Consider the following 13,763-nt stretch of genomic DNA (forward strand, 5'->3'; position numbering starts at 1 on the left):
ATTTATTACATCTACTTCACCAACCAGACACGCATAACTGAGAGCAGTTGACTCGTCTTTAATGGCTTACTGATGTAATCGGATGCTCCAGCCTTCAAGCATTTTTCTCGGTCATATTTCATAGCCTTTGCAGTTAGGGCAATGATTGGGACATTTTTCAGATCAGCTTTTTGGCGAATGGTCTGCATCGCTTCATATCCATCCATCTCTGGCATCATAATATCCATAAGTATGATATCCATCTGTGGATCATTTTCTAGTATTTCAAGACACTCTCTTCCGTTATTAGCTGTGACAACATGAAAGCCCTCTCGTTCAAGCGTGGTTGTGAGCGCAAAAACATTTCGATTGTCATCATCAACAACCAAGACACGCTTACCCGTGAACATACTTGGTGCCTGCTGAGCAGGCTTTTGTGCTTGTGGAGAATCCAATTGATCTTGCTCTACAATTATTTGGCTTTGTTGCACAGATACCTGTAATGTCCCCGTGCTAGATACAGGGGGATGTGAACTGTCTATATTACCCTCTTCCATATTAGCTACAGCGGCTTCTGTACGAACCGAAAACAGCTCTTGTGTCATCCCTTCCTGCATATTTGGGATATATAGCGTAAAAGTACTGCCACGCCCTTCTTCACTGTCTAAGGTAATACAGCCACCCAATAACCGGGCAAATTCTCGGCAAATGGATAATCCTAGACCTGTCCCCCCATACTTTCTGCTTGTTGCACCATCTGCTTGATGGAAGGCTTCAAAGATATGTTCTCTCTTGTCTTCAGCTATGCCAATACCTGTATCCGTTACAGAAATCTCTAAATAGTAATCTGTATAATCCTCCTCTGGCATTATCATATTGACATGCAAAGGATCTGCCTTTTTAATTTGTAGAGTCACGGAGCCTTTTTCCGTAAATTTGAAAGCATTGGAAAGTAGATTACGTAAGATTTGATGAAGCCGTTGTTCATCGGTGTACATAATGTCGGGCGCATCTGGGTGTACTTCTATATGGAAAGTAAGCTTCTTCTGAGCCGCAACGTGTGAAAAGTGACTTTCCATAAACATCGGCAATTCACTGATATTTACCTCTTCAAAGACAACTTCCAGCTTACCTGCCTCCACTTTAGAAAGATCTAAAATATCATTAATCAGGCTGAGTAAATCTGAACCAGAAGAGTTTATAACACGGGCATATTCTTGTTCTTCTGAGGTAAGTTTCTCATTAAGATTTTCTGAGAGCATTTCTGAGAGGATTAAGATGCTATTAAGTGGAGTACGTAATTCATGCGACATGTTGGCTAAAAATTCAGATTTGTATTGAGAGCTCTTCAATAGGGCTACTGTCCGCCCCTCTAGCTCTATTTTTGTTTGCTCCAGCTCTCGGGCCTTCTCTTCTGCATATTGCTTCTGCTCCTCTATCCTTTCATTGATGCTAGTAAGCTCCTCTGTCTGCATCTGCAATTCTTCGGATTGTGTCTGTAGCTCTTCGGATTGGGCTTGTAATTCCTCTGTCATCGCTTGTGATTCTCGCAATAGGCGGTCTACCTCTAATCGATCGAAAATCCGATTAACAGTAGTCCCCAAATGACTTGTGACATTTTCCATTAGCTGCAAATGTAAATCAGAAAACGACTCTAAGGTAGCCATTTCAATTACAGCAACCGTTTCATTCTCAAAAGTAACTGGAACAATCAAAATTTGTTTAGGAAAAGCTTCACCTAAAGCAGACTTAATTGTAATGTACTGTTCGGGTATCTCTTTTAATGAGATCATTCTCTTTTCCTGCGCGCATTGACCCACTACACCCTCACCTAAACGAAAGCTAGTAATTCCAACTTCTTCGCCACTCGATGCAAAAGAAGCAATTTTTTTAAATTCCTTGCTCCTTCCCTTCCCAAAAGCTAGATAAAAAGCACCATAGGATGCTTCTATAATCCAAGCTATCTTAGAAATAAATTCTTGTCCTAAAGAATCAAAATCTTGTATTCCCTGCGTTAAATTTGCCATATTAGCCTGTTGAGTCTTGACCCAGCCTTGTTCCTTTATCTTATTATTAAATTCTTTTACCTTAATCGTATGTTCCTCAAGAGAGGAGGCCATCTCGTTAAAAGATTCACAAATATTCCCTATTTCATCATTTGTTACTATAGGTATACGAGGTAATTTTTCAGCTTGTTTAAAGTCAATTCCGGATATTGTACTGGAAATATGACTAAGACTACGGGAGGTACTACGTATAGCCCAACTCGCAATTCCGATTCCTAGGGCTAAACAAAGTACAACACTCAAAATGATGATGAGCAACATGGTATGGAAGGTATTTACTGACTCATCAGCTGCTTCATCCATTAATTCTTGTTGGCGATTCTTAAATTCTTCTGTTATCTCCATAACATTTTTACGAGTAACTTCTTTTCCACCAACATACATTGCTCTAGCCATTTCCTTATTTCCTGCTTTAACATAGGCGACAATCTGTTTTTGATAGGTGAGATAATCTGTATAGTGGACTTTGATTTGTGCTAATAATTGCTGACCAGACTCTGAATTCATTTTAATGCCGATCACCGTCATTAAAGAGTTAGCATCTAGTATTTTTTGATTCATTTGTTCAATTTTTTGATTGATGAGCTGTATATCATTCTCAGCGATGATGTAGCTAAGCTCTTGGTCAATATGAAAAAACTTGCTCTGCAAATCACTTACCAGCTTTATTTTGACAGAGCGATCATTCGAAATCTCTTCGACGTTCTCGTTAATACTATTCATCGTAAAGATAACCAGGGAAGCTAAAATCAGTAATAAGAACAATATGCAGCCATAGCCAAGCAATTGTTTTCTACGAAAAGTCATTTTCTCTCCCATCCTTAGACAAAATATAAAGCAGAAAGTACAGATTTCTCTCCTATTTACCCAATAAAACAAAATTGAAACAGCTTTTGTCTCCCTTTTTACTTTTTAAAAAAAGTTCTCAAATCCTGCTTATTTCCATACACGTCAGTAGGTTATCAACCCTGCTACCATATTCCAATGAAACCTTCTCTAAAATCTTCTGTATCTCGGTCATAGAGCACATGGAGCTTTCTGTCATGTATCGAACTTTCTGCGAATGTGCCCGCGTTCTCCAAAAGGATGGTTTATTTATCATAACTTGTGACGTTCTACCGCTTCTGCTTGACCAATTGGCAACAGTGATTAACACGTCAGGCTTTACTTTTGCAGGAGAAGTCACTCTTGGGCAACCTATAGATGCTGTCCAAACACAGATGTATGGTAGCCCATTAACCTGCTTTCGGGCTGTCCTTAAGAAAAAATAGATAAATACCGTACGCTATCTAATTGCTCAAGCAAAATACCTGCTCTCCATGTCTTAGCTAGCCCAGCTCGCGAATATAATAAGCCTAGCTGGGCTATTAATTGTTCCTTCTCTGTTGAGCTATGGTTCAACATTTCGAACAAAGTAGTAGCTTCATCGTATTTCTCACACAATATAGCAAGAACTCCAGCAATCTGAAGTAACCGAGGAGATAAATGAGTTTCCAATAGAAACATTTGAAGAAATTGGAGTTGGATAGATTGTGGAGCCCGAAGCAAAGCAATTGCAAATGAATCGCTCACATTCTCTGTCCATCCTAAGGGAGAACAAGAACGATACAGGTCTATCCATTTTTCCCAAGCTCCTATCGCCAGTAATGCCCGACTGCAAGATTGGTATATAGGTCGTGACAGAACAATGATTTGGCCTGGTTTCCATCCAAATAAAGCTTGGTACCCTCTTTGCCGTTGGGCTAACCGTAAGACGATTTCGTAAGCCTGCGCATATTCATCAATTTGGAGCAAAATGGCCCATTGCAAGAGATCCGCTTCAAGCTGCTTGTCAGCCTGCATTTGGGAATGGAAGCATTGCTGTGCTTCTCTTACGCTTAGTAAAGCAAGCTCCTCCTTTCGTAGCTGTGCGAGGAAAATCCCTTTCCAAAGCGGATTATGGGTATATGCATCCGGCAGTAACAACTGATATTGTGCAAACCACTGAGGTTGGTTTACTTCCATCAGATATTGTACGATGCTGCTTTGCACCTGAGTAGACAATTTCCCTTTATATAGCTGGAGCTGATTAATTAATTCTTCAATTTGATTAAAGGCCCCTCGAATACGGATTAATCTCTGCCAGGCGGCATTGAACTGTGGCTGAAAGGCCAAGGCTTCTTCATAGCAATGACATGCTTTTTCATAGGAAAGTAACCTCTCGTAAAGTAAACCTCTTATATAAAGGCTCCGATAGGTACCCCAGCCTGAACATGAGGTATATTTATGAGAAACATCTCCCAAAAGGGTAGCTTGTTGTAATAGCTCAAGAGCTGAGTCTAGTTGATTTTCTTGAATATGAAGAATAGCTTGTAGCTCGATCATATCAACGAAATCTGGATAAAAGCGCAAAGCTTCCTCTGTAATTTTTTGTGCTTCTTTCGTGTTTCCCATTTCTTTATAGGAAAACGCCAGCTTTAGTAATACATCCGACATATAACCAACATGATGCGGAACGGAAGTAAGCAGTGTTTCAAATAATACCCTGGCCTTCTGGTACTCCTCCTGCTGAAAAAATTCTGACCCTAGAGCGTAAATCAACACAGGGTCATCTGGTTTTTCTAGTAGTGCCTTTTGGATCAGAGAAACGTTCCGGGCAGCTTTATTTTTCTGAGCAATAACATGATCTAAATAGCTATAGTGCTTAACAACCATGGGAGAAAATCTTACTCCCTCAGGTTCTACTTCAAGAATACAAGTTGCAATCTCTTCATGAGTAATTCCTCGAAAGCGTAGACGGTCATCGTTTTGAAAAAAACGACAAACCCCATCAGTTATGAACTCTTCTCCTGTAGCGCCTACAAAGCTTTGCAATTGGACATAGTAACCAAAAGCTCCTTCTGCTTCCATCATCTCTATTAGTTGTTCTTTTGATGGCACCACCCATTCCTCGTCAGCATCTAGTACCAAAATCCATGGCTCTGTCGCATATTCTAATGATAGATTTCTAGCCTCGGAGAAATCCCCCCTCCAAGGTATAGAAATAACTTTTGCACCATAGCTCCTAGCAATTTCTATACTGCGATCCTGTGAGCCTGTATCAACGATGATGATTTCTGAGACAGTATCTGCCGCTGAAGATAAACAGCGTTCAAGGTGCTCCTCCTCATCACAAACAATCATACACAGAGATATTTTTAATCGTGTCAACTGAATCCCCCTCCTTTTTAACCGTAAGCCGCATCATCATTTTTTTGTTACGTTAGACCATCTTCTTGCGGTAATGCCTCTAAGATTACCTTCCAAACTTTTCCTGGGTAAAAATCACATTCCGCTTGCTTAAAAAATCACGCAATCTATCAATGTCAGCTATTGCTTCCTCATCTGTATCTATCATTAAAAATCACTCGGTAGTGGCATGTGCTAAACTCACATTTCTAGCTTTAGAGAAATCATTTTCCCATTCCGTCTGAATGACAGATGCCTCATATGTAAGAGCAATCTCTCGGGTTCGATCAGTAGAACCGGTGTCGACAATTACAATCTCATCATCAATGGAACGAATACTGTCCAGACAACGTGGCAACAGCTCTTCTTCATTTCTGACTATCATATGCACGCCTAGTAATCGTGTCTTCATAAAGGTACCTCCAACGGTCAAAAATATGAAAAAGGCACATGAACCCCAGTAATAAGGGACTCCATGTACCTATATGTGGGAACCTTTGACTACGTACCTTGCCCATTAAAGAGAAGGCAAAAGAAAAAGGCACTCTATTGCCTCTGCTTTGTTTGTATACCAGCAGTAGGCAAGAAAGTGCCTTTTTTCATACTTTAGTTTTAGTAGCTTCATTACGTGCTTCATTACGTGCTTCATTACGTTAAGTTTTGTAGCAATTGATTCAATTCCTTTGTACTTACCTCACGCCACCCGCCTTTTTTTATTCCGTCCAAATGAATATTCATGATACGTATCCGTTGCAAACGCTGAACTTTATAGCCAAACACCTGACACATTCGGCGGATTTGTCTATTTAATCCTTGGGTCAAAATGATTCGAAATGATCGTTCGTTGATACGATTTACTTGGCAAGGCTTGGTTGTAGTACCTAGAATACGTACCCCGCTAGCCATTCCTTTTAGAAAGGCGTCTGTAATCGGTTTATCGACCGTCACAATATACTCTTTATCATGGTTGTTTTCCGCTCGCAGGATCTTATTCACGATATCGCCATCATTGGTTAACAGGATTAGTCCCTCTGAGTCCTTATCTAGTCGCCCAATTGGAAAAATCCGTTCTGGATGATTGACGAAATCAACGATATTTCCCTTTATGTGCCTCTCTGTTGTACAAGTAATCCCAACAGGTTTATGCAGAGCAATGTAGACAGCTGCTTTCTTTATCCCCAACGCTTTCCCGTCAATTTTCACGTCGTCTCCACCATCAGCTTGACTCCCTAGCTCTGCTACCACTCCATTAATCGTGACTCGCCCAGCCTCAACCAGCTTGTCTGCTTCTCGGCGGGAACAATAGCCTGTTTCACTGATAAACTTATTAATTCTCATGTAATATATCCTTCTTCCATAGCAGATATTTCAGCCTAGGAATCTCTGGCTCAAAGTGATCTAAGGCATCATTTATTATACATGATTTATGATTAACCTGGCTCTGTCGTTTTTTCTTTCGATAAAAACCATCCACCTAGAGCAATTCCTACTAAAACTACGTAGAAGGTAATTTTCCAAGCTTTCATAGTTGCGAAGCTCTCCGGTAAAAGAGCCACATTGGGATGTGAGAATGTGTATACCAGCAATTTAATCCCAACCCAACCTACAATTAGAAAAGCCGCCGTTTCTAATCCAGGCCGCCGTTTTAACAAGGCCACAAAATAATTGGCTGCAAATCTCATGATAATTAACCCGATTAATCCTCCTATAAAGATCACTAAGAATTGCCCACCATCCATTCCTCCAATCTTAGGTAGATTGGTTGTAGGTAGTGAAACAGCAAGTGCTAAAGCAGCTAGGATAGAGTCTACGGCAAAAGCAAGATCAGCCAGCTCTACCTTTGCTACAATACCCCAGAAGCTTCCCGTTCCTTTTTTCTTATCTGCTTGCTCTTGTTCTTGGGGATTCCTACCCCTTTTACGGAAAATGTGGTTGATAGAAATGAACAGGAGATAGACAGCACCAAGTGCCTGAACCTGCCACACATCAACTAGGAAGGAAATGATAAACAACGAGATAAAGCGAAAGATAAAGGCCCCGGCTAGACCATAAAACAAAGCTTTTTTACGCTGTTCCTCAGGTAAATCCTTTACCATAATCGCTAGTACAAGCGCATTATCAGCCGCCAGAATTCCTTCCAAAGCCACTAATATAAGTAGCACCCATACGTATTCCATTAGCAACGATCCGTCCATCTAAGGTACCCACCCTTTCCTGTTAGATAATAAATATCTGGATAATAGCTCAGCTTATTATGCTCTGAGTTGCCACAGATCAAACAAACTAGATCATAAGGTCTTCCCCATACAGAAAAAAGGAACCAGATCAGTACGCAAAATGTGTACGTAATCCAGTTCCTTTTTTTATATAAATTACATGAATTAGCTGGTTTGTTTGCCTTTATGGACCATGAAATAATAACACAAAAGTGCACCCACATCTGCTACGGCTATTACAACACCCATTGGAACCGCAGTTCCACTTCCACCAATGCCTACCAAGGGAGCAAGGAGCGCACCAAAGATTAATGACAAGACACCTAGCAGGGCAGAGGCACTGCCTGCTGCCTTTCCCTGACTTTGCATTGCTAAAGAAAAACCTGCCGTACTTACAATCCCCACACACGATACGATAATAAATAAAGGAGGTAAGATGGCATATAATCCTGCTCCTAGTAAGATCACAATAAGTAAACTAACACCACCGATTGCTGCCAAAATCAAGCCGCTCATCATCAGTTTACTCTCGCTTATTTTACCAGCCAGCTTACCCGTAATTTGACTAGCCAGAATGATACCTACACCATTGATAGCGAAAAACACACTAAACATTTGCGCTGATACACCAAACATATTTTGCAAGACGAACGGTGATCCAGATATATAAGCAAACATAGCAGCGATCACCAGACCTTGTGACAAAGCGAAACCCATGAACATTTTATCTACTAAGAGATTTTTAAATATAATCAAGGTATTCTTGAATCCGCCCGTGGAACGACGCTCAACAGGCAATGACTCAGGTAAACCAAACAGAACAACCAACAGCATGATAATACCAATTGCACCTAATACTACAAAAACACCCTCCCACGGTGTAAAGAGTAAGAGCTGACTGCCAAAAATGGGAGCCGCAATAGGAGCAACCCCATTAACCAACATTAAAAGGGCAAAAAATTTGGTTAATTCTGGGCCTACATAAATGTCCCGTACCATTGCACGTGAAATAACAATCCCAGCGGAACCAGCCGCTCCTTGAATAAAACGGAGAGCCACTAAAGCCCAAATAGAAGTAGAAAATACACACAAAATCGAAGCGACTGCATAAATGACTAGCCCAATCAGTAGCGGTTTACGTCGACCTTGAATGTCACTTAACGGTCCAGCAAACAATTGCCCTAGGGACAAGCCTAATAAACAAGCTGTCAAGCTAAGCTGTACAGCTGAAGTAGTTGTTTGAAAATCGGTTGCCATGGCTGGCAAGGCAGGCAGATACATATCAAGCGAAAGTGGTCCAAACGCAGATAATGCTCCTAACACAATCGCTAGCCATAAGCGTTTTGATTTGGCAGCGGCTTCAGTAGCTGCTGGCTGTGAAGAAGAATTCATAGGATGTTACTTTCCTTTCTTAAAACGAATAGGTAAGATTACAATTTGTAACGATTATAGTTACATCGATAAACATCTGTCAAGCTTTTAACTGGAAAGTTCCTGATTAATATCTACCGCTATCTCTAAGTAGACCGCTCAACTGATTCCTGTAATAAAGGGCGTAAAGAACGCATAATTCCAAACACACCCAATAGCAACAAACCTATAAGGATAATATGTCCCAATACGGCTCCTGTTGTATCGGTAATAACAGTAAATAACCCGATCAAAATCAAGCGCATGAACAATCCAACCAAGGTAAAAAAACTCATGACTCGCCCCATAAGCTCTTTAGGAATAAGCTTCATATAGAGTGATTGTCTAATTAATCGAGTAGAGGCATTGGCCCACCCGACGATCATATACATCGCAACATAAACCCAGCCTATTTGGAAGATAATCATCCCTGCAAAACCAAGGGCAAATATTAGAAAGTTGCCAATCATAGAAGCATATTCACCCAATCTTTTCATTACATGATAAGTGTATACACCTGCAATTATTGCTCCAATGGAATAGGTCACTTCCCCAAACGAATAAATCAGAACGTCTTCCTTTAACGTCTGTACGACAAAAACCGGCCCAAGAAAGTTAGTCACCATCACGGCTACAAACGGTATCATCACGGCAATTCCGAATAAGAAAAAACCTTGCTTTTCTCGAACAAAGTGCCAGCTCTGCATAAATTGTCCCACCCAAGATTTGTGATTATTCCGACTTATATTCTTCTCCAATGTAAAGGAATAAGAAATACGGCACACCATGAGAAAGGCGAAAAGATAGGTTAAAGCATTGAAAAATAGTACATATTGCAATCCTATCAGACCCAAAAGAAAACCCGCTATACCACCTGCAAGTACAGAAGATGTCTGACTTTCAATCTCGAGCAAGCTATTGATAGCATGATAGCTTTTAGGCTCAAACTGCTCCTGTACCAGCGCTGTTTGAGCTGGATAATGCACTTGATAGATCAGCGTGGTCACCAAATAGATAACAATGAGTGAACCGTTCGTATATTCGCCAAAATAACCCCAAATCGTTAGTAGAAATAATACCAGAAAACCCACTATGTTCTCTGCAAGCAATATTTTTTTCCGTGAATACCGATCAATTAAAGTACCCAAATATGGTCCTATCAGGAACATAAGTAAACCCGAGCAAAACATCGTTGAGCCTAACAAAGTAGCCGTTCCAGTTGTCTGTACCATATACCACGCAATTCCAATCATGGTCATCCCTTGCCCAAACCCAGAAAATAAGTTCCCTAAAAATAACCTTCGAAAATTCCTGTTCGCAAACACCTCACCCATCACAGACACCGTCCATACCTTTTTTACTTCTATCCTACTTTATATAACATACTTTGTAAACGTTTATGTTTATAAATATGCTGTATTAAGCTTTTGGTTTCTTACTTACCTATAAAAAAGCTGTTCAGCAAGATGACTGAACAGCTTTTTACTCTATATTATTTGGTTCTCGTTCTTTTTTTAGCTAAAGTTGACCGTCCTTGACCCGCTGGGCGGTTTGGTTTAGCACCTGATTTTGTTGCAGCCTTTGTTCTAGATCGATTTGCTCCTGACTTTGTCTCTGGACGCGTACCTGATCTTGAGCTTGGTTTTGTAGCTCTTGCTCCCTGCTTTACTCCAGATTTTTGTTCCGATCTCGTCTGATTATGCTTTGCATTGCCTGATCTTGCTACCGACTTAGATCCAGCTCGTGATCCTGTTGACTTCTCGCGGTTGCCGTCTCTCTCTTTTGACTGACGTCTATTCTGTGACCGTCCTGCCTTCTTGTCTGCCGTATATCCAGCTTCTTCATCACGAGAAATCTCTTGAGAATAAGAACTACCATATGTCTCTTTTTTCAAAGACTGACCGATACCCTTTTCGATCATATCTAAAAACATGCGGTCTTTAGGAGCAACAAACGTGATCGCTACCCCTGTACCGCCAGCTCGGCCGGTTCTGCCAATTCGATGTATATAGCTCTCTACATCATGCGGAATGTCATAGTTAAACACATGCGTGACCCCTTCAACATCCAAACCACGTGCGGCCACATCCGTTGCCACCAAGAATTGTAGACTTGCATCCCGGAATCGTTTCATTACTTGTTCGCGTTTGGCTTGTGATAAGTCACCATGGAGTTCGTCTGTTGCATAACCGAATCCTCGCAGGGCTTCATTTAAAGTAGTAGCTCTCCGTTTGGTTCGACAGAAGATAACCGCTAAAAAAGGACGGCATTCATCAATAGCCTGACGTAAGGCAGCTTGTTTGGCCCGATCAGTCGTCTCAATCACTCGCTGCTCTATGTTGGCTACCGTAACCCTGTCACTCTTTGCCTGAATAGTGACAGGCTGTTGCATAAAACCCTTTGCTAGACTTTGGATTTGCTTGGGCATAGTCGCTGAGAATAGTAATGTCTGTCTCGTCGGCGACGTAGCTCGGATAATCTCTTCCACCTCGGGTAAAAAACCAAGGTGCAGCATCTGATCAGCTTCATCAAGAACCAGCTGAGATACCTGTGAGAGCTTGATCGTACCTCGACGCATATGATCAAGCAAGCGACCAGGGGTAGCAATCACGATTTGTCTACTTCCTCTTAATTTCTTAAGCTGTCGCTCCACATCTTGACCACCATAGATGGCTAGCACCTGTACGCCAGGCTGTGTGAAAATGAGCTTGTTCACCTCAGCAGTAATTTGTAGGGCTAGTTCACGGGTCGGCGTCACAATTAGTGCTTGTACATCCGGGTTTTCAGGATCCACCATCTGTAATATGGGTAAAATAAAGGCTAATGTCTTGCCCGTGCCAGTCTGTGCCTGTGCAATTACATCTACACCCGTTAATACCACGGGAATCCCTTTCTCCTGAATAGCAGTAGGTGAATGTAATCCGTTCTGTTGAAGTGCTTTTTCTATTGAAGCCTGAATTCCTAATGACTGAAACTTTGGCAAAACCGCCACCTCTTCCTGTTACCAATAACAAACCTTTAGACTATCACTTTTTGCAGACAGCTATTCCAATAAAATAGCGAACTTTGTCACGCGGCTTCTCAAACGTTAATCCACGCTGATAATAAATTTCCACCTCAGAAAAGCGAACAAATAGTTGCTCAAATTCCTCAGGAGTCAGCTGGTGAACATGAAAAGGCTCACTAGTTGGCATCCCTCTTCCTCTACCAAATGGACTAGAAAGGACTAACGTACCCCCGGGCTTTAGCATGTTATATATATTTTCCATAAACAGCTGATCATCTGCTACATGTTCAATGGTTTCAAAGCTTAGAATCGTATCAAACATGCCTAATTTTTCTGGAAGCACCGGATCGAGCGCATCATGCTGTAAGTACGTAACCTTTTGATGATTGTACTCACGATTTGCATAAAATAAGGTCTCCTCATCTACATCTACACCAATCATCTCTGTCACTTCTCGTTTGCGTTCCTTCACAACCATGTGACACCCATACCCAGTACCACAGGCGATATCTAGTACTCTCCCCTGACAATACGGGGTAGAAAAATAATACCTCGCCAGATGCTCCAATAGCATTCCATTCATCGGCTTGAGCAATTTAGGAATAATACGTTCTCCTGTCCATTCTAACAAAATCTAATCACCTTCTATATCCGCTTCTTGTTGCTTCCTATTATACAGATGCCATGACAATAAAAAAAACTGTCGCTTTTGATTATTATCATCACAAACGACAGATATAATAGGCAATAACTCTATATTAATCTATAATTTTATCTAAAAATCGATTTATGTTTACTGATAAACCATGCAATACTGCTCTACCTGACTCTCAGGCAAAGGAATTACTTCGATTGTGGTGAATTGATATCGCTCATATAAAGCAATGTTATGAGGATTTTGAGTTTCTAGCGTACATACGATGTTTCGTTGATTACATTCCTCTAAAAGAGGCTTCATAATTTTACTCACATACCCTTGACCGCGAAACTCTGGCTGCACTACGAGCATATCCAAATGCATATACACTCGTCCCTCAAACACAGACAACCAAGCAGAGCTCATACAGCGTAAAATAGCTAATCCCCGCCAAAATCCCCTCAATCCAATATACCTACTAGCTTTCAGCGACTTTATGATAGCTAAACAGATATCCCACATGTATCTGAATCTAGGCAACGCTTCTGCCTTTTCCGATCTGTATACTAATGCAACAGCTTCCAATTTATCGGAGGTCGCATATAAATCGGAGTAATCATACAGCATGGTAACATAGTTTTGGAAAAAAATCTGTAGAACATTCAGTCTTGTAGAACTGTCAGGCAGGATATGCTGATACAGCGGGTCCTCCATAAACCCTTCTGCTAATACATTCGCTGCTCGGCCAATCTCGTTACGTTTTAATTTAACTATGTGCGCGCTACAAATAGTTCCACCCCATTGAATAGTTTGTAAGCTAAGCTGTCTAATTGCTCATTAGCTTATCCTTCAATGGTACAGCTTGGGCTAGAACGTCGTCAAATCGAGTAGGTAGCGTGACGCCAAGACATTGTACGATCATTGTGTTACTGCATCAATGATGTTAAATTGTTTCACACGGTCTCCTAGTGTAGTTACTCTATAGAAGATATCATCTCGGCTAGCATCGTACTCTGCCTCGCCCTCACCCATCATATATTTTGGCACATTGCTTACTTTCTAAGACTCCTCCCGTTAGCCTGTAATTTGGTTCATCATAAGGTTTAGTCGAAACCTATCAGCAAATGTTACAAAAATTTTTTCTATTTCATTTTTGACAGAGAAATCATCAAAATCCTTTCTTTCCTAAAAAACACCAAAAACATATTTGTACTTTTTTTCACAAATCAAAAATGCCAAAA

At 41.0% G+C, this 13,763-nt stretch carries 12 protein-coding genes and 1 pseudogene; 2 read left to right on the plus strand and 11 right to left on the minus strand.

What is annotated here, in order from left to right; genetic code table 11:
* Positions 1-11: 11 nt before the first annotated feature.
* On the minus strand, positions 12-2,852 hold the full coding sequence (locus BrL25_RS09555) for a response regulator (protein ID WP_018671118.1): 2,841 nt from the start codon (positions 2,850-2,852) through the stop codon (positions 12-14).
* Between the two features lie 86 nt (positions 2,853-2,938).
* Between BrL25_RS09555 and BrL25_RS26505 the strand changes: the two are divergent.
* Positions 2,939-3,088 (plus strand): annotated as a pseudogene (locus tag BrL25_RS26505) (hypothetical protein); the annotation flags it as partial.
* Positions 3,089-3,316: a hypothetical protein gene (locus BrL25_RS25595; RefSeq protein ID WP_018671119.1), complete on the plus strand. Its 228-nt coding sequence runs from the start codon at positions 3,089-3,091 to the stop codon at positions 3,314-3,316.
* On the opposite strand, the gene BrL25_RS09565 is transcribed toward BrL25_RS25595, so the two are convergent.
* The 10 genes from BrL25_RS09565 to BrL25_RS26235 form a co-directional block, all read right to left on the minus strand.
* Positions 3,303-5,234, minus strand: coding sequence for a tetratricopeptide repeat-containing glycosyltransferase family 2 protein (locus tag BrL25_RS09565; RefSeq protein ID WP_018671120.1), 1,932 nt, complete (start codon positions 5,232-5,234; stop codon positions 3,303-3,305). The two genes, BrL25_RS25595 and BrL25_RS09565, sit on opposite strands and share 14 nt — an antisense overlap.
* 193 nt (positions 5,235-5,427) lie before the next feature.
* On the minus strand, positions 5,428-5,664 hold the full coding sequence (locus BrL25_RS09570; RefSeq protein ID WP_018671121.1) for a glycosyltransferase: 237 nt from the start codon (positions 5,662-5,664) through the stop codon (positions 5,428-5,430).
* A 236-nt stretch (positions 5,665-5,900) separates the two neighbouring features.
* A complete protein-coding gene (gene rluF, locus BrL25_RS09575; protein WP_018671122.1) occupies positions 5,901-6,590 on the minus strand; it encodes a 23S rRNA pseudouridine(2604) synthase RluF in 690 nt (229 codons plus the stop codon).
* 92 nt (positions 6,591-6,682) lie between these two features.
* Positions 6,683-7,447: a TerC family protein gene (locus BrL25_RS09580; RefSeq protein ID WP_018671123.1), complete on the minus strand. Its 765-nt coding sequence runs from the start codon at positions 7,445-7,447 to the stop codon at positions 6,683-6,685.
* Positions 7,448-7,633: 186 nt separating this feature from the next.
* Positions 7,634-8,860, minus strand: coding sequence for a multidrug effflux MFS transporter (locus BrL25_RS09585; RefSeq protein WP_018671124.1), 1,227 nt, complete (start codon positions 8,858-8,860; stop codon positions 7,634-7,636).
* A 125-nt stretch (positions 8,861-8,985) separates the two neighbouring features.
* On the minus strand, positions 8,986-10,212 hold the full coding sequence (locus BrL25_RS09590) for an MFS transporter (protein WP_026315114.1): 1,227 nt from the start codon (positions 10,210-10,212) through the stop codon (positions 8,986-8,988).
* A gap of 158 nt (positions 10,213-10,370) precedes the next feature.
* Positions 10,371-11,861 (minus strand): DEAD/DEAH box helicase, encoded by a 1,491-nt coding sequence (locus BrL25_RS09595; protein ID WP_018671126.1) that lies wholly within the window; start codon positions 11,859-11,861, stop codon positions 10,371-10,373.
* 43 nt (positions 11,862-11,904) lie between these two features.
* A complete protein-coding gene (locus BrL25_RS09600; RefSeq protein ID WP_018671127.1) occupies positions 11,905-12,516 on the minus strand; it encodes a class I SAM-dependent methyltransferase in 612 nt (203 codons plus the stop codon).
* A 162-nt stretch (positions 12,517-12,678) separates the two neighbouring features.
* The gene (locus BrL25_RS09605) at positions 12,679-13,236 is read right to left on the minus strand and encodes a GNAT family N-acetyltransferase (protein WP_018671128.1); all 558 of its coding nucleotides are present in this window, start codon (positions 13,234-13,236) and stop codon (positions 12,679-12,681) included.
* Positions 13,237-13,440: 204 nt separating this feature from the next.
* Positions 13,441-13,569, minus strand: coding sequence for a hypothetical protein (locus tag BrL25_RS26235; RefSeq protein WP_018671129.1), 129 nt, complete (start codon positions 13,567-13,569; stop codon positions 13,441-13,443).
* Positions 13,570-13,763: the final 194 nt, after the last annotated feature.

The sequence above is a fragment of the Brevibacillus laterosporus DSM 25 genome (assembly GCF_002706795.1).
Lineage (GTDB): Bacteria > Bacillota > Bacilli > Brevibacillales > Brevibacillaceae > Brevibacillus_B > Brevibacillus_B laterosporus.

What these genes read in the sequence shown, in the direction of transcription:
- BrL25_RS09555 (WP_018671118.1), bottom strand. Translation starts at nt 2,852, where the DNA reads ATGACTTTTCGTAGAAAACAATTGCTTGGCTATGGCTGCATATTGTTC.
- BrL25_RS25595 (WP_018671119.1), top strand. Translation starts at nt 3,089, where the DNA reads ATGTATCGAACTTTCTGCGAATGTGCCCGCGTTCTCCAAAAGGATGGT.
- BrL25_RS09570 (WP_018671121.1), bottom strand. Translation starts at nt 5,664, where the DNA reads ATGAAGACACGATTACTAGGCGTGCATATGATAGTCAGAAATGAAGAA.
- rluF (WP_018671122.1), bottom strand. Translation starts at nt 6,590, where the DNA reads ATGAGAATTAATAAGTTTATCAGTGAAACAGGCTATTGTTCCCGCCGA.
- BrL25_RS09580 (WP_018671123.1), bottom strand. Translation starts at nt 7,447, where the DNA reads ATGGACGGATCGTTGCTAATGGAATACGTATGGGTGCTACTTATATTA.
- BrL25_RS09585 (WP_018671124.1), bottom strand. Translation starts at nt 8,860, where the DNA reads ATGAATTCTTCTTCACAGCCAGCAGCTACTGAAGCCGCTGCCAAATCA.
- BrL25_RS09590 (WP_026315114.1), bottom strand. Translation starts at nt 10,212, where the DNA reads ATGGGTGAGGTGTTTGCGAACAGGAATTTTCGAAGGTTATTTTTAGGG.
- BrL25_RS09605 (WP_018671128.1), bottom strand. Translation starts at nt 13,236, where the DNA reads ATGGAGGACCCGCTGTATCAGCATATCCTGCCTGACAGTTCTACAAGA.